The 15,518-nt window shown below is 63.3% G+C and carries 17 protein-coding genes and 3 pseudogenes; 13 read left to right on the top strand and 7 right to left on the bottom strand.

The annotated features are described in order from the left end of the window. Position 1 precedes the first annotated feature (1 nt). The 3 genes from IVB27_RS26315 to IVB27_RS26305 are packed head-to-tail and all read right to left on the bottom strand — an operon-like array spanning position 2 to position 2,798. Positions 2–1,105, bottom strand: coding sequence for a CgeB family protein (locus tag IVB27_RS26315; RefSeq protein ID WP_247446009.1), 1,104 nt, complete (start codon positions 1,103–1,105; stop codon positions 2–4). Further along, positions 1,102–1,698: a histidine phosphatase family protein gene (locus IVB27_RS26310; protein WP_247446008.1), complete on the bottom strand. Its 597-nt coding sequence runs from the start codon at positions 1,696–1,698 to the stop codon at positions 1,102–1,104. Before IVB27_RS26310 ends, IVB27_RS26315 begins: the two co-directional genes overlap by 4 nt. After that, the gene (locus IVB27_RS26305) at positions 1,698–2,798 is read right to left on the bottom strand and encodes an inositol-3-phosphate synthase (RefSeq protein WP_247446007.1); all 1,101 of its coding nucleotides are present in this window, start codon (positions 2,796–2,798) and stop codon (positions 1,698–1,700) included. Before IVB27_RS26305 ends, IVB27_RS26310 begins: the two co-directional genes overlap by 1 nt. 324 nt (positions 2,799–3,122) lie before the next feature. On the opposite strand from IVB27_RS26305, the gene IVB27_RS26300 reads away from it, so the two are divergent. Both IVB27_RS26300 and IVB27_RS26295 read left to right on the top strand, forming a co-directional pair. Continuing rightward, positions 3,123–3,410, top strand: coding sequence for a hypothetical protein (locus tag IVB27_RS26300; protein ID WP_247350305.1), 288 nt, complete (start codon positions 3,123–3,125; stop codon positions 3,408–3,410). A gap of 38 nt (positions 3,411–3,448) precedes the next feature. Next, a complete protein-coding gene (locus IVB27_RS26295; RefSeq protein WP_247446006.1) occupies positions 3,449–4,357 on the top strand; it encodes a hypothetical protein in 909 nt (302 codons plus the stop codon). A 21-nt stretch (positions 4,358–4,378) separates the two neighbouring features. On the opposite strand, the gene IVB27_RS26290 is transcribed toward IVB27_RS26295, so the two are convergent. Then, the gene (locus IVB27_RS26290; protein ID WP_247446005.1) at positions 4,379–5,158 is read right to left on the bottom strand and encodes a Crp/Fnr family transcriptional regulator; all 780 of its coding nucleotides are present in this window, start codon (positions 5,156–5,158) and stop codon (positions 4,379–4,381) included. Positions 5,159–5,433: 275 nt separating this feature from the next. Between IVB27_RS26290 and IVB27_RS26285 the strand changes: the two genes are divergently transcribed. The 4 genes and pseudogenes from IVB27_RS26285 to IVB27_RS26270 all read left to right on the top strand — a co-directional run. Next, on the top strand, positions 5,434–5,886 hold the full coding sequence (locus tag IVB27_RS26285; protein ID WP_247446004.1) for a DUF2231 domain-containing protein: 453 nt from the start codon (positions 5,434–5,436) through the stop codon (positions 5,884–5,886). Then, complete coding sequence (locus IVB27_RS26280) at positions 5,883–7,217, top strand: PQQ-dependent sugar dehydrogenase (RefSeq protein WP_247446003.1); 1,335 nt, start codon at positions 5,883–5,885, stop codon at positions 7,215–7,217. The genes IVB27_RS26285 and IVB27_RS26280 overlap by 4 nt, the downstream gene beginning before the upstream one ends. Positions 7,218–7,242: 25 nt before the next feature. Further along, on the top strand, positions 7,243–7,446 hold the full coding sequence (locus IVB27_RS26275) for a hypothetical protein (RefSeq protein ID WP_092220800.1): 204 nt from the start codon (positions 7,243–7,245) through the stop codon (positions 7,444–7,446). Positions 7,447–7,771: 325 nt separating this feature from the next. Continuing rightward, a pseudogene (locus tag IVB27_RS26270) lies at positions 7,772–7,964 on the top strand (MFS transporter); the annotation flags it as partial. Positions 7,965–8,012: 48 nt separating this feature from the next. On the opposite strand, the gene IVB27_RS26265 reads toward IVB27_RS26270, so the two are convergent. Next, positions 8,013–8,270, bottom strand: coding sequence for a hypothetical protein (locus tag IVB27_RS26265; RefSeq protein ID WP_247446002.1), 258 nt, complete (start codon positions 8,268–8,270; stop codon positions 8,013–8,015). Positions 8,271–8,305: 35 nt separating this feature from the next. Between IVB27_RS26265 and IVB27_RS26260 the strand changes: the two are divergent. The 4 genes and pseudogenes from IVB27_RS26260 to IVB27_RS26245 all read left to right on the top strand — a co-directional run. After that, positions 8,306–8,575, top strand: a pseudogene (locus IVB27_RS26260) (MFS transporter); the annotation flags it as partial. A gap of 170 nt (positions 8,576–8,745) precedes the next feature. After that, on the top strand, positions 8,746–9,975 hold the full coding sequence (locus tag IVB27_RS26255; protein WP_247446001.1) for a CaiB/BaiF CoA transferase family protein: 1,230 nt from the start codon (positions 8,746–8,748) through the stop codon (positions 9,973–9,975). 229 nt (positions 9,976–10,204) lie between these two features. Further along, positions 10,205–10,420 (top strand): hypothetical protein, encoded by a 216-nt coding sequence (locus IVB27_RS26250; RefSeq protein ID WP_247350289.1) that lies wholly within the window; start codon positions 10,205–10,207, stop codon positions 10,418–10,420. A gap of 96 nt (positions 10,421–10,516) precedes the next feature. Continuing rightward, positions 10,517–10,905 (top strand): annotated as a pseudogene (locus IVB27_RS26245) (RidA family protein). A 2-nt stretch (positions 10,906–10,907) separates the two neighbouring features. On the opposite strand, the gene IVB27_RS26240 reads toward IVB27_RS26245, so the two are convergent. Further along, positions 10,908–11,570, bottom strand: coding sequence for a TetR/AcrR family transcriptional regulator (locus tag IVB27_RS26240; protein WP_247446000.1), 663 nt, complete (start codon positions 11,568–11,570; stop codon positions 10,908–10,910). A gap of 214 nt (positions 11,571–11,784) precedes the next feature. On the opposite strand from IVB27_RS26240, the gene IVB27_RS26235 reads away from it, so the two are divergent. The 3 genes from IVB27_RS26235 (at position 11,785) to IVB27_RS26225 (ending at position 14,993) form a co-directional block, all read left to right on the top strand. Further along, a complete protein-coding gene (locus tag IVB27_RS26235) occupies positions 11,785–13,020 on the top strand; it encodes an acyl-CoA dehydrogenase family protein (RefSeq protein WP_247445999.1) in 1,236 nt (411 codons plus the stop codon). A gap of 131 nt (positions 13,021–13,151) precedes the next feature. Further along, on the top strand, positions 13,152–14,210 hold the full coding sequence (locus IVB27_RS26230; RefSeq protein ID WP_247445998.1) for a phosphotransferase family protein: 1,059 nt from the start codon (positions 13,152–13,154) through the stop codon (positions 14,208–14,210). 156 nt (positions 14,211–14,366) lie between these two features. Further along, positions 14,367–14,993, top strand: coding sequence for a LysE family translocator (locus IVB27_RS26225; protein WP_247445997.1), 627 nt, complete (start codon positions 14,367–14,369; stop codon positions 14,991–14,993). Between the two features lie 71 nt (positions 14,994–15,064). Here IVB27_RS26225 and IVB27_RS26220 read toward each other — a convergent pair whose 3' ends face one another. Further along, positions 15,065–15,367, bottom strand: a complete 303-nt coding sequence (locus tag IVB27_RS26220; RefSeq protein WP_247445996.1) for a GIY-YIG nuclease family protein — start codon at positions 15,365–15,367, stop codon at positions 15,065–15,067. Between the last annotated feature and the right edge of the window lie 151 nt (positions 15,368–15,518).

Here is a 15,518-nt window from a genome sequence, read left to right as displayed (position 1 = left end):
ATCAGGCCTCCTCGGGTTGTTGCCGGCGCGCGCCGAGGGATGCCGCCTGCTCGAGCAGCGAGATCAGTTCGCCTGCGCGCTTGTCGGAGGTGTGCTGATCCATGGTCCGTTCATATGCGCGCCCGGCAATGTGCTGAAGCTCGGCGTCGGCCGTCGTCAACGCAGCAAGCGTGTCCTTTTCATCGCGCGCGATCAGGATCTCGTGCCCGGGCGCAAAGAATTCATCGATCCCCGGCCAATCGTCGCTGAGCAGTGGGGCCTTGCAGGCAGCAGCTTCGAACAGACGCCCGGACGGGCACCAGCCCATCTCCGCCATGGCCCGGCGCGTGACGTTGAGCGTCAGCCGGGACGACGCAAAGAACGACGCGTGCTCTGACGGCGGCAAGTGCTGCACGAAATAGATGTTTGGCGACCAGGGAAAATCTTCCGGGTATTGCGCACCCCCGATCAGGAAGCGCAGATCCTGCCGTGCCCGTGCGGGTTCGACGAAGAGAGCCTCGAGCGCGCGCTGACGATCCTGCGAATATGTGCCGAGATAGGACAGATGCGCACGGTGGTGCGACTGAGACGGGACCGGTCGATGGATGTCAGTGTCGACATGGCCGTAGAGCGGACGGACGTTGCAGGCGCCGAGCCGGTCGCGAAATTCGTTGCAGATGTGGGGACCGCCGGTGAAGCTCAGGACCAAGGCGAAATCTCGCAGGCCGCGCGGCCCGATATAGGGAACGGCGCCGCCGGCCATGAGCTTCGCCAGCGTGACCGGTGTGTCGAGATCGTAGAACACGGGCAGCGCGCGACCCTCAGACAGGGTAAGCTCGGTCGCGGCGACCGCGTCGGGACAATAGGAGGTCACGATCGCGACATCGGCATCGCGAAGGTCGCTGCGCGCCAAAGGAAGCACATCGTCCCAATTCGAGAACAGTCGCAGCTGGCCGCCCGCCAGTTCGTGCAAATCCCGCGCGCTGGCGTAATAGGGCACGTCGCGCTCGAAAAAGACGACGCTGTGCCCGGATCGCGCGAGATGCTTGCAAAGCCCACGCCACAAGGTCGCGTGACCGTTGCCCCAGGAAGAGGAAATTGTCAGGCCGAAGATGACGATCCTCACGCTGGCACCCGCTGATTGATCCCGGTGATCTTGATTCCGCGATTATCCACGCTGAGGGTGCTGACGCTGCCGGGGTCGATCTCGATCGAGAGGAAGTCGTCGAGCTCTTTCCGGGAATAATACAGCAGCGCCGCGCGGATCGGCTCGGCATGGCTGACGGCGACGACGGTGCCGGGATCGCGGTCGCTGCTCACCTGCTCCAGATGGGCGACAACGCGCTTCTGGAGCGCCCGCATGCTTTCGCCGCCCGGCGGACGGATCGTTCCGCGTTGTTCGTTCCAGCGCCACCATCGGGGATCCGGGGCGAGCGCCTCGAAGGATCGTCCAGTCCATTCGCCATAGTCGAGCTCGTTGAGCGCGGGCACGATCTCGACCGGCAAGCCGAAATGCGCGGCAAGGATACAGGCCGACTGCATGCAGCGCCGTTGCGGGCTCGACTGTATCAATGTTGGTCGCGGTGAGATGCTTTCCGCGCATCGCGCCATTTCTTCGCAACCGGGATCATCGAGCTCTACGCCCTTCATCCGGCCACATAGCGTCAGGCCGAGGAGGGCGTGATGCCCGTGGCGGATCAGATGAATGATCTTCGTCATCAGGTATACGCCTTGTCGTCGATGAACGCGCGCGTTCGCCGTCCGGCTTCCTCGTCCGTGAACTGCTGCGGCGGCGACTTCATGAAATAGCTCGATGGGCCCGTCAGCGCGCCGGCCTGCCCGCGGTCCATGGCGAGCTTGGCGCAGCGGACCGCGTCGATCACGACACCTGCCGAATTCGGGGAGTCCCAGACCTCGAGCTTGACTTCCGCGCTCAAGGGCACACCGCCGAACGTCGTGCCCTCCAGGCGGATGAAGGCCAGCTTGCGGTCGGTCAGCCACGGCACGTGGTCGCTCGGACCGACATGAATATTATCGGCATCCATGGGCACGTCGAACTGGCTGGTCACGGCCTGGGTCTTGGAGATTTTCTTCGAGGTCAGCCGCTCGCGCTCGAGCATGTTCTTGAAATCGGTGTTGCCGCCGACATTGAGCTGGTAGGTGCGATCGAGCCGCACGCCGCGGTCGCGGAAGAGATTGGCGAGCACGCGGTGCAGAATCGTGGCGCCGACCTGGCTCTTGATGTCGTCGCCGACGATCGGCAGGCCTGCATCCTCGAAACGCCGCCGCCAGTCGGTATTCGAGGCAATGAAGACCGGGATGCAATTGACGTAGCCGCAGCCGGCCTCGATCGCGCGCGCGGCATAAAATTCGCTTGCGTGCTGCGAGCCGACGGGAAGATAGGACACCAGCACGTCCGTGCGCGACGTCGCGAGCACTTCGGAGACGTCGGCTTCCGGAACATCCGCAATCGGAATGTCCTCCTTCAAATAGTGACCGATGCCGTCCATGACCGGGCCGCGCTGGACGACGACGCCGGTCTGCGCAACGTCGGAAAAGCGATGCGTGTTGTTCGGTGCTGCGAAGATTGCCTCGGCGACGTCTCGTCCGACCTTGCCGGCATGGACGTCGAAGGCCGACGCCACCTGGATGTCGCTGATATGATAGCCGCCGAGATCGGCGTTCATCAGCCCGGGCACCGGCTCGTTCGATTTGGCCTCCCGGTAGTAGGAGAGCCCCTGAACGAAGGAGCTCGCACAATTGCCGACACCGACGATGCCGACGCGCACGCGCCGCCTGTCCTGAAGACGAGAATGCATGGATCGAAGCCCTCCGGAAGACATGCAGTGTTGACGTAAGTACGTCGGCGAACGTGAGGAACGTATGTTCGTTCCTGAGCTCACGGCACTATGTCCGCCTCACGTCAGATTCCGGCCGGAAAAATTTCGCGCGCTTAACCTGGGATAAAATCGCGGGCAGTTTGGAGGGAACGAAGAGCTTCCAGGATGAAGATGAAGAAGATGATGCTCTCGTGAGAGTCCGACATACGAAAGAACAAATCCTCGCGCCCGGCGTTCACGGCGAAACAGTCTGACGCGAGGGCCGATCCATCGCTCGCTCCTTGTCAGCAATCGAGGTGTCACATGTCATCCAAATCACAAACCAGCGAAGCCCAGCAGACCACCAGCCACGACGTCATCCGGAAATGGGCGGAGGAGCGCGGTGGAAAGCCCGCGACGGTCAAGGCTACGGAGGAGGACGGACACGCCGGCATCCTGCGCATCGATTTCGATCCGCCCGACGAAGGGCTCGACCGGATCGGCTGGGACGAATTCTTCACCAAATTCGACGAGGCCGGCATTGCCTTCCTCCACCAGGACCAGACCAAGGACGGCAAACCGAGCCGCTTTCACAAATTCGTGCGGCGCTGATCGGATCACCGCGAGTGTCGGGCGGTTGGACGGAGGCGATGCGGGCAGGCGACTTCGAACGCGCCTGGGCGATCAACGACCGCGATCTGACGATGCTTGCGTATCCACCCAAGCACACCGGGCCGCGTCACCTCCAGCGGATCTGGCGCGGCGAGGACCTGACGGGCAAGCATGTGCTGGTCCGCTGCTACCATGGGCTTGGCGACACCATTCAGTTCCTGCGCTTCATGCGACCGCTTCGCGATATCGCGCGCAGCGTCGCGGTCTGGTGCCAGAGCGAGCTCCTGCCGCTGGTCCAGCGAGCGGCTGGCGTTGATCGTGCCTTTGCGCTCCACGACGGTGCGCCTGACGTCGACTTCGAGGTCGATATCGAGATTATGGAGGTTCCGCATGCCATAAAGGCGAGGCGTGAGCACGTCGAAATGCGCGCACCTTACGTATCACTGCCACCGGCGGTCGAGCCAACGCTTCCGCATGAGCGAGGTCTTGCCGTCGGCCTGGTTTGGGAAGTCGGCAATTGGGACAAGCGAAGGACCGTTCCGCCCCCGCTGTTGCGGCATCTTGCCGTTCCCGGCGTAACGCTCTGCTCGCTGCAGCGCGGAGCCCGGACGTGCGAACTGGCAGAGATCGGCGCGAGGGACGTCAGTACACCTGACGTTACGGTTCTCGGTCATCACCTCCGGCGGCTCGATCTCCTCATTTGCGTCGACACCATGGTAGCCCACCTCGCCGGAGCGCTCGGACGTGACGCGTGGGTGATGTTGCATGCGGATTGCGACTGGCGCTGGCCGTCAGCTGGATCTCACTCCTTTTGGTATCCCAGCCTGCGATTGTTTCATCAGAGGACCCCGGGCGATTGGGATTTGGTCCTTGCAGAAGCACGCAAGGAATTGGTTGCGCGCTCCCGAGGTGTTCAAGGCGTCCGAGGTGTTCAAGGCGTCGTTTGACAACGCGTCGTCTGAAAAGGCTCAAACGAGCGCAACCTCCGCCGTAAGCGGCCTGAGATGCGACGACGCATCCTCATGGCTGGATCGAATCCCCAGATAAGTCGGATCGAAACTTGCGAGCCGCACGAGTGCCGGCCAGTCCGTGATCATGACCGTCTTACCCTGCCATTGCAGAAGGTTGCATCGTCGCAGTTCCTGAATGGTGCGATTGGCGTGGACAGGGGAGATGCTGCACGCTGCGGCAAGGTCCGATTGGGTGAAGGGTGATGGCAGTCTGAAATCTCTGGCAAGGCCGACGCTTTGCAGGCGCGCGGTGATCTCGCACAGCAGATGCGCCACGCGCGTCAATGCATCGCGGCTACCCAGGTTCACTGTCCAGTTGCGCTGAATGGCGTGATCGGTGAGCAGCATCAGCAGCAATGCGCGGGACATAGCGGGCGAACGCGCGGACAGATCGTGAAAGAAGCGATGTGGCACGAGAGCGACGATGGCCGGGCCGAGCGCGATCAGGTTGCCGTCGACGCGAGGGCGATGAAGCGTGTGTAGATTGGCGATGTCACCGGGAACATGGATTGACGTGATCTGCCCGTCCGCGCTCTCTGCGTCCTGCCAGGACAGATATCCCTGGAGCAGCAGACAGCACTGGGTGGCATCGTCGCCATGCCGCAGAACGGTCTGACGCGAACCTAGATGGGCAATTGTGCTTGCCATGTCCGCGAGCAGGTGGAGATCGTCGGCAGTTACTGGAGCGAGGCTCGCCAGCCGGTCGGCGAGCTTGGAGAACGCAAATCCTGCCTGCATTGGTGGTCCGATAACCCCAAAACCCGTTTCCTAATCTGGTCGAAGAGAAGGGTAGAACGCATTAAACTTTGATACGTTGGCTCCCTGTTGCGAGCCAAAGTCGAAGGAATACAGTCCGCCCGAGTGCCCTCGGCCTTGGCGCGGGGCGTATCAAGCCAGCGCACCGGTGACGGCGCAAGGCTAGAGGCAAGCGTAGGAACCTTCACCCCAAGGACGAGTTGGCCGTCGGGCAGGGCGAAAGTCATACGAGGCCAACCGTGCAAGCGAGGCCAACCGTGCAAGACAACGTGCGCGTGCGCACTACCGCGCAAATCGCGGGCCATCCGATTCATCCGATGCTGGTGCCGATACCGATCGCTTGCTTCATCGGGGCGCTGCTGACCGACATCGCCTACGTCGTCAGTGCCGAGATCATGTGGGCGGATTTTTCGGCCTGGCTTCTGGTCGTCGGCGTCATCTTCGGCGTGCTGGCGGCAATCGCCGGTCTGACCGATTTCCTCGGCAACCGCCTGGTGCGGGCGCAGCCGCCGGCCTGGCCGCACCTGATCGGCAACGCGGTGGCGCTGATCCTGGCCACCGTCAACGCCCTGATCCACACGCGTGATGCCTGGACATCGGTGTGGCCGACGGGGCTCCTGCTTTCGGCAATTACCGTGCTGATCCTGCCCGTCACCGGCTGGCTTGGCTGGGCCATGGTCTATCGCCACGGCGTGGGAGTTGCGCGATGAAATCCTCAATCGCTCGCGCACTGTTGTGCTCCTCGCTGCTATGCCTCGCCGCCTGCAATGACGGCAGTGGCGATCCGAAGGCGCAAACCGGCGCCAACCCGACGCTTCCCGACATCCAGCAATACCTGCTGCCGCCGATGCACATCGCCCGCATCGTCGGCTGGAAGAAGGACGAGACCCCGACCGTCGCGCAAGGTTTGCAGGCCAAGGCCTTTGCGACGGGCCTGCAGCATCCGCGATTCCTTTACGTGCTTCCCAACGGCGACGTGCTGGTGGTGGAATCCAAGGCGCCAAAGGCGGCCCCGATCAAGCGGCCCAAGGAAATCGTGATGGGATACATCGAGTCCTGGGCGACATCAGGCGGCGACACCGGCGAGAGCAACCGCATCACGCTGCTGCGCGACGGCAACGGCGACGGCGTGCCGGACACGCAAAGCGTCTTCCTCGACCATCTCAATTCGCCGTTCGGCGTCGCGCTGGTTGGCAACGACCTCTATGTCGCCAACACCGATGCGATCGTCAGATATCCCTACACGGAGGGTGATACGAAGATCACCGCCCCGGGCACGGTGCTGACGCCGCTGCCGGGCGGACCGATCGACCATCACTGGACCAAGAGCCTGGTCGCGAGCCCCGACGGTTCAAAGCTCTATGCCGGCGTCGGCTCCAACAGCAACATCACCGAGAACGGCATGGAGGCCGAGCACAATCGCGCCAACATCCTCGAGGTCGATCGTGCCAGCGGCCGTTGGCGCATCTTCGCGAGCGGGCTGCGCAATCCCAACGGTCTCAGCTTCGAGCCGCAGACCGGGGCGCTGTGGACGGTGGTGAACGAGCGCGACGAACTCGGTCCCGATCTCGTGCCCGACTACATGACATCGGTGAAGGACGGCGGCTTCTATGGCTGGCCCTACAGCTATTACGGCCAGCACGTCGATCCTCGTGTCAAGCCGCAGCGGCCCGACCTCGTCGCCAAGGCGATCGTGCCTGACTACGCGTTGAGCTCGCATGTTGCGCCGCTCGGAATGGCCTTCAACACAAGCGCGAGTCTGCCGGCCGCCTATCGTGGCGGCGCCTTCGTCGGCGAGCATGGCAGTTGGAACAGGCAGGTCTTGAACGGCTACAAGGTGGTGTTCGTGCCGTTCACGGATGGCAAGCCGAGTGGCCCGCCGCAGGACGTCGTCACCGGCTTCCTCAACAACGACAATCACGCGCGCGGGCGGCCCGTCGGCGTCGCCATCGACAAGACCGGCGCGCTGCTGGTCGCCGACGACAGCGGCAACATTGTGTGGCGTGTGACCGCTGTGCATCCCCAGGTCACGCAAAGATAGACCTGAGAACGGGAGGAGTTGGACCATGGGCCTTGCTCAATACGCCATCGTGCCAGTGCAGGACGAATGGGGTGTGCTGCACGACGGCGACGTCAAGAGTAGATACGCCACCAAGGAAGCCGCGTTCGAATCGGCGGTCGCCGCGGCCTCCCTGGCGCTTCGCGAGGGACACGAGGTCCATGTCAGCGTGCCTGGCCGCGATGCCGGCGAGAACGCGCTCGGCATATGACTGATCACTCCGAGCAGATATTTCAGGAGGCCGCGATGACCAAGCCCCGTGAGCCGAACGGCATTGAGCCCTCCCGCTCCGAAGACGACATTCAGCGCGATCAGCTCGGGCCGCGCGGTGTGCCGATGCACCGGATTCCGCCAAGATGACACCGCAACGCGACAAGAAGACGCCGAAGCAGGTCGATCCCGGCCATCCCGCCTGACGGCTGCCCCGCGGCTGGCGCGGCCGTGCCATTCGGAACCGCCATTCCCGGTCGTCGCATCCGAGGGTAAGACTGGCGTCACAGGCGTGATCTGCGTCTGGCGGGCAGGCGACGACTGGAATGCGGTTTCTGAAATCTGACAGCAGGCTCATCGGCGTCCTGCTGGTGCTCGCGGTTACCCAACTTGTTGGCTGGGGTACAATAGGTCTTCCCGCCATCGTCGGGCGCGCTCTCGCGGCCGATCTCGGCATGAGCCTGCCGGCGGTGTTCGCCGGGACATCCGTTCTGTATGTGTCGATGGGGCTGTTGTCCAGCGGATGGATGGGTAACAGAACAGCCCGGATGGATGGGTGACACTGATTCATGATTTGGTCGGCTGCGGCGCTGCGCTAGCGCAGCGCCGCAGCTTTCGTGTTTTCTGGTCGATGATGCCGATGGGCACGTCGAAGAAGCGCACTTGCCAGCATCCGTCCTCGGTTTCCTCGACGGCGACTTTTTCACCGTCGAGGGCACTGCAGATGTGGATGAGTTCGCCGTGCCATTTGATCTCGCCGTTGGAGCGGACCTGGCGTACCGCGGCTTCGGCTGGATAATCCGGCTCGGGAAGCCGCCTTGGCATCGCACGAGGCGAAGTCTGATAGACGCTGGCAGGTGGGTGCCGGCAGCGGCGCGATGGCGGTGGCGCGGGCGACGATCCCGCTGGTGTTCTACGATCAGGCTGAGTTCGCCAAGGCGATGTCGATGATCGCGCTGCCGCTCAATCTCGCCTCCGCCCTTTCTCCGCCGCTGCTGGTCGGCCTGCTCACCCAGTTCGGCAGCCGCGGCGCGCTGGGGCTTACCTTCGTGTTCTCCTGCGCAACAGTGCTGATCCTGGTCCTGCTCGGCCGACGGCGGCCGGAGGTGGTTGCGGCGGTGGTGACCTGAGAATATTCGCACTGCGGAAATTGACCGCTCGGGCGACCTGCGCTGGCGAGCGGAGGATGGCCTTATGCCGCCAGTGCAGTGCTCAGACCGCCAAAAATGGTGTATCCGCAGGAGCGCAGCCGCGGCTTCTAGCCGCCGCGCCAATATTCAGTTCCCCGGAGGACTTCGACATGTCGGCCCTGCCGCTTTCAGGCATCAAGATCCTTGACCTCACCCGCGTGCTTGCCGGACCCTTGTCGGCCCAGATGCTGGGCGATCTCGGCGCGGAGGTGATCAAGATCGAGCGGCCGGGCACCGGCGACGACGCGCGCGCCTTCGGGCCGCCTTACCTGACCGATCCCGAGGGCAAGGCCAACAACAACAATTCCTTCTATCTCTGCGCCAACCGCAACAAGAAGTCGGTCACGGTCAACATCGCCAAGCCCGAGGGGCAGGCGATCATCCGCGAGCTCGCCAAGGACGTCGACGTCTTCATGGAGAACTACAAGGTCGGCGATCTCAAGCGCTACGGACTCGACTACGAGACGATCAAGGCGATCAACCCAGGCATCATCTATTGCTCGGTGACCGGCTTCGGCCAGACGGGGCCTTACGCGCCGCGCGCCGGCTATGACGCCATCCTGCAGGCGATGGGCGGCCTGATGAGCGTCACCGGCCATATCGACGGCGAGCCCGGCGAGGGCCCGATGAAGGTCGGCCCGTCGATCGTCGACTACATGACCGGCATGAACACCTCGATCGGGATTCTCTCGGCGCTGTACCATCGCGACGCCAATGATGGCGTAGGACAGCATATCGACGTCTGCCTGTTCGACACCGTCATTGCATCGTTGTCGCACTGGCTGCAGATCTACCTCGTCAACGGCAAGACCCCGCCGCGCCGCGGCACCTGGGGCAATGGCGGCATGCCGGCCGGCGTGTTCCGCTGCACCGACGGGGAACTGATGCTGGTGGTCGGCAATGACGGCCAGTTCCAGCGCACCTGCGCCGTGCTCGGTGAGCCCGAGCTCGCGAGCGACAAGCGCTTTGTCAAGAACAACGACCGCGTCGTGCACGGCAAGGAAATCATGGCGATCTTCGCCGGCCTGTTCCTGAAGCAGCCGGTGGCCTACTGGCTGGACAAGCTGGAGGAGGCCGGCGTGCCGTCAGGTCCGATCAACAATTTCGAGCAGGTGTTTTCCGATCCCCACGTCCAGTCGCGCGGCATGCGGGTGAAGGTCGACCATCCCTTCGAGCCCGATCTCTCGCTGATCCGCAACGCGCTGACGCTCTCGGAAACCCCGATCGAGACCTACCGCGCCCCGCCGCTATTAGGGGAGCACACCCAGGAGGTGCTCGGCGGCAAGCTCGGCTTTGATGCGGACAAGATCGAGACGCTGAAGCAGCAGGGTATCATCTGAGCTTTTGGGAGAAGGGAAGAGGGCCGGCGCTCGCGGCACGTCGCGCATGCCGCCGGCATCCTGAAGAGCCTGGGGGCGAGCGTCGCGACCGCCAAACGAGGCGCGCGCGATGCTCGGGCTTGCCTGAGGCTTGCGGGCAATCCCCAGATAATCCCGGTCCGTACTCACACAGGCTTCCGTTCCGCGCGCGACTCAGATTCGATCCTTCCACTCAGTCCGGGAGGGAACGATGTCCTACACGATCGGGTTTCAGGCCAAGGACCAGAAGGCCATTCTGGCGACCGAGGCGGCCACGGCAAACCAGGCCGTCGCGATCGTTGCCGCGCTGCGGCAAAGCGCCGACGAAATAAAGTTCATTCGCTCGCCGCAGGAAGGCGAGATGGGCATCGAGATGCTGCTGCTGCTCGCCAAGGAAGAGGCCGAGGAGATGCCGCAGCACGCCTAGGCGGTTCGGCGAGCAAACTTCGATCGGAGGCGAAGCATGGCGGCTGCAGGATGATGTAGCAAGCCGTCATCTCGCTTGAACCGAAGGTGGCCGCCCATGAAACGCGAAGCGCTCCGCGTCGAACCGATCTCGACCTTTCTCGATCGCTGGAAGGCGCCGACTCGCCGGTCACGCGCGCCGGCAACATGATCTTCGTCGCCGGCCTGCCGCCGTTCGACCCCGAGACGGGCGAGATCGCGGAAGTGCCGATCGAACGGCAGAGCGAGCTCGTCATCGAGCAGATGAAGCTGTGCCTTCAGACGGCGGGCGCGAGCCTGGACAACGTCATGAAGTGCAACGTCTACTGCACCTCGACAAAACACTTCGCTGCGTTCAACGCCGTCTATGCGCGCTATTTCCCGCAAGATCCGGCGCGGATCTTCGTCTGCACGCCGGAATGGTTCGGCCCCTTCGACGTCGAGATCGACTGCATCGCGATGATGTGAGGTTAGCGCGCCGCCACCCTTGACGGCGGCTTCGCCTCCGTCCGTCCCGCCGTCAGCGCCATCGTCGCCACGCTGACGACGCGCGCGACGACGTCCTCGACGTCGTCGAGATCGCATTTGCCTTCCGACAGCTTGGTCAACCGCTCGCTCTCGCGGATGGTGTGGTGCGCCATGGCGAGCGCGAAATTCAGGCCCCAATAGATATCGACTTCGCTGCGGTCGGGCAGGGCGCGGCGCATCGCGCCGGCGAATTTCCGCAAATGGTCGATCTCGCGGTTCTTGATGCGGCGGATCGGCGGCACGGATTCGATCGAGGCGCGGATCATGAAGCGCGCCGCGGTGGAGCGCTGGTTCTCCGGGCCGAGGCAGCCGCGCAGCGTCGGGCCGACCAGGGCATGCAGGATCACCTCGATCGGCGCGCGGCCGCCGCCTTGTTCTTCCGCCGCCTTCAATTCGCGCAAGCGCTCGCGGTTGGTGGCGATCGAGCGTGTCACGAACAGCTCCGCGATCAACTCGTCCTTCGAACCGAAATGATAGTTCACCGCCGCGAGATTGACATTGGCCTCCGCGACGATGTCGCGCAGCGTCACGTCGCCGAACCCGCGATCGGCATAGAGCCGTTCGGCGGCGGCGAGAATGGCAGTCCGGGTATGATCACTGGCCATGGGTGCCCCTCGGGGAGGGAGTTGCAATTCAAACACTTGTATGAAACTATCGTTTGAAGGCCGGAAAAGTCAATCCGCAATCGGGACTCGTTCGCAAACGCGCGAACCGGTTCCGAAGCATCCGCAAGCCGCGCATTGGCGCTTGCAGGTCGTGCGGTGCGGGAGGACAGTCCGGCGCAAAACAAGTTCGCAAAGAGACAACGAGGAGCGTCCCATGGATTTCGATCTGTCGCCCAAGCAGAAGGAATGGCTCGACCGCGTGCGGTCCTTCATGGCCAAGCACGTGCGCCCGGCGGTGCCTATCTACAACGAGCAGGATCACAGCGGCGAGCGTTGGAAGGTCATCCCGGTGCTCGAAGACCTCAAGAAGAAGGCGAAGGCCGAAGGCCTCTGGAACATGTTCATGCCGCCGAACGAGCATGAGGACGACGAATTCCGCGGCGCGGGACTGACCAATCTCGAATACGCGCTGCTGTCGGAAGAGATGGGCCGCATCACCTGGGGCTCTGAAGTGTTCAACTGCTCCGCGCCCGACACCGGCAACATGGAAGTGTTCATGCGCTACGGCTCCAAAGAGCAGAAGCGTAAATGGTTGCGCCCGCTGATGGACGGCGAAATCCGTTCCGCCTTCCTGATGACGGAGCCGGCCGTGGCCTCGTCTGACGCCACCAACATCGAGACCAGCATTGCGCGCGACGGCGATCACTACGTCATCAACGGCCGCAAATGGTGGTCGTCCGGCGTCGGCGATCCCCGCTGCAAGATCGCGATCCTGATGGGCAAGACCGATTTCAAGGCGGCCAAGCACCAGCAGCAATCTCAGATCCTGGTGCCGCTCGACACGCCCGGCATTAAGGTCGAGAAGATGCTCCCCGTGTTCGGCTTCGACGACGCGCCGCATGGCCACGCCCAGGTGCTGCTCGAGAACGTGCGGGTGCCGAAGGAAAACATCCTGCTCGGCGAAGGCCGCGGCTTCGAGATCGCGCAGGGCCGCCTCGGTCCCGGCCGTATCCATCACTGCATGCGCACCATCGGCAAGGCCGAGGAGGCGCTGGAGAAAATGGTAAAGCGGCTCACCTCGCGCACCGCCTTCGGCAAGCGGATCGTCGAGCATTCGGTGTGGGAGCAGCGCATCGGCGATGCCCGCACCAACATCGAGATGACGCGCCTTCTGTGCCTCAAGGCCGCCGACATGATGGACAAGGTCGGCAACAAGACCGCGCAGGCCGAGATCGCCATGATCAAGGTCGCAGCGCCCAACATGGCGCTGAAGATCATCGACGAAGCCATCCAGGCGTTTGGCGGCGCAGGCGTGTCCGACGAAGCGGGCCTTGCCAAGGACTACGCCCACATCCGCACGCTCCGTCTCGCCGACGGCCCGGACGAGGTGCACAATCGCGCCATTGCCAGGCTTGAAGTTCGGAAGTATGCAAACTCTTCCAGTCATTAAGAGGGAGGGCGGAAGCGCGCTCCCGACGTGAAGAAACGACAGGGCATGATCCTTATTGGATAACCGCTTGACGCAAGTGCAAGAGCGGTTACCGATTAGGATCATGCTTGGACTGAAGAGGGAGCGTCATCGTGGCTGACGGCGTCAGGAAAGACGAAGAGTTCTCGGGCACCAAGCCTGTCGAGGAACGGCATCGTATCGACGAGATGCGGCTCGAGGCTTGGTTGCGCGACAACGTCGAGAGTTATGAGGGACCGCTGGTCGTGCTCCAGTTCAAGGGCGGCCAGTCCAACCCGACCTACCGGCTCGACACGCCGAACCGCTCCTATGTGATGCGCCGAAAGCCGTTCGGCAAATTGTTGCCGTCGGCGCATGCGGTCGATCGCGAATATCGGGTGATCGCAGCGCTTGGAAAGCAGGGCTTTCCGGTCGCGAAGGCCTATGCGCTGTGCCAGGACGACAGCATCATCGGTTCGGCCTTCTACATCATGTCGATGGAAGACGGCCGGGTGTTCTGGGATCCGGCGTTGCCGAGCCAGACGCCGGAGGACCGCCGAAAAATCTTCACCAGCAAGATCGAGACGCTGGCGAAGCTGCACATGTACGATCCCGTCGCGATCGGTCTTGGCGAGTTCGGCAAGCCCGGCAATTATTTCGCGCGCCAGATCGACCGCTGGACCAAGCAGTATCGGGCGTCCGAGACCCAGACCATTCCGGAGTTCGAGAAGGTCGCGGAATGGTTGCCGAAAACCGTGCCGGAGCAGGCGCGCATCTCGATCGTCCACGGCGACTATCGCCTCGACAACATGATTTTCCACGCGACGGAACCGCGCGTGCAGGCCGTGCTCGACTGGGAATTGTCCACGCTGGGCGATCCCATGGCCGACTTCACCTATCTCCTGATGCAGTGGGTCATGCCGGGCCTTGAGGGCGCCGACCTCAAGGCGCTCAACATTCCGAGCGTGGAAGAGGCCGCGCAGATCTATTGCAACGTCACCAAGATGACGGTGCCTGACCTCAACTGGTACTTCGCCTACAATCTGTTCCGCCTCGCCGGCATCACCCAGGGCATCGCCGGCCGCGTCCGCGACGGCACCGCGGCGAATGCCAAGGCGCTGGAGTCAGCCAAGCGCACCGTACCGCTGTCGAAAGCGTCGTGGGAATACGCGCAGAAGGCGGGCGCGGTTTAAGGATTTCGAAGGCGCGGCTGACGGCCGCGCCTTTTTACCTCGATCGCGCCCCTCGTGTCCCGGACGCGGTGCAGCACGAAGTGCTGCTCCGCAGAGCCGGGACCCAGTCACGTCGCATTGAGCCGTTCGGGACAGAATGACGAGAGAGATGGCCGCATGATCGACCACACCGCGCTCATCACCTACATCCTCATCGTCTTCGGCTTCGTCTTCATTCCCGGTCCGGCGACACTCCTCACCATGGCGCGCGCAGCGAGCTCGGGAACCAGGGTCGGCATCGCGACGGGCGCGGGAATTGCGGCCGGTGACGTGGTCCACACCACCATGGCGATCGTCGGCCTCTCTGCGATCATCGCAACTTCGGCCCTCCTGTTCAGCGTCGTCAAATACGCGGGCGCAGGCTTCCTGATCTATCTCGGCATTCGCGCCATTCTCGACAAGGCGCCGCTCGAGGTGAATGGCGGCGCGCCCGCGATCAGCGCAGCGCGAGCATTCCGGCAGGCCGTGCTGACCGAGGTGCTTAATCCGAAGACCGCGCTGTTCTTCCTCGCGTTCCTGCCGCAGTTCGTCCGTCCCGAGCATGGTTCGACGACGCTGCAGCTCGCGCTGTTCGGCGCTGTCTTCGTGTTGCTCGGCCTCGTCAGCACGGTGGTGTTCGCCGTCGCCGCCGGCCGTCTTGGCAATTTGCTACGCCGCCATCCGGCCGTCGTGAAATGGCAGGGCAAGGTGGTCGGGACCATCTACTGCGCGATTGGCGTACGGCTGGCGTTGCAGGAGCGCTGAGCGGTATCCGCCGCTCTCGTGTCCCGGACGCGGTGCAGCACGAAGTGCTGCTCCGCAGAGCCGGGACCCAGTCACGTCGCCAAGGTATTCAACTCGTTCGTAAGATCGCGCCAATCCGGATTGAGCTCTTCGATCAGCTTGAGCTTCCACGTCCGTCGCCAACGCTTCAACGAATGCTCGCGTGATCGAGCTTCCAGTACGGACTCGAAGGTCTCGAAGTAGACGAGCAGAGTTACGTCATATTGCCGCGTGAAGCCGGGTAGGAGTTTGGACTTGTGCTCAGCCATTCGTCGACCGAGATTGTTGGTGACCCCGACATAAAGAGTCCCGTTTCGCTTGCTCGCGAGGATGTACACGAAGAAGGGCATCTGCATGCAACCTGTGTCCGATGGTGGCGCGACTTAAGATTGCATGTTGAGGCACCATCGCCAAGGGCGCCTGGGTCACGGCTCTGCGGCGCGTCACTGCGTGCCGCACCGCGTCCGGGACACGTGAGCGGATTCCGGGCGTGCGATTTCGCCTCCG

Source organism: Bradyrhizobium sp. 197, assembly GCF_023073375.1.
Lineage (GTDB): Bacteria > Pseudomonadota > Alphaproteobacteria > Rhizobiales > Xanthobacteraceae > Bradyrhizobium.
The sequence above is the reverse complement of the archived record's forward strand: the minus strand, read 5'-3'. Positions and strand labels throughout refer to the sequence as shown.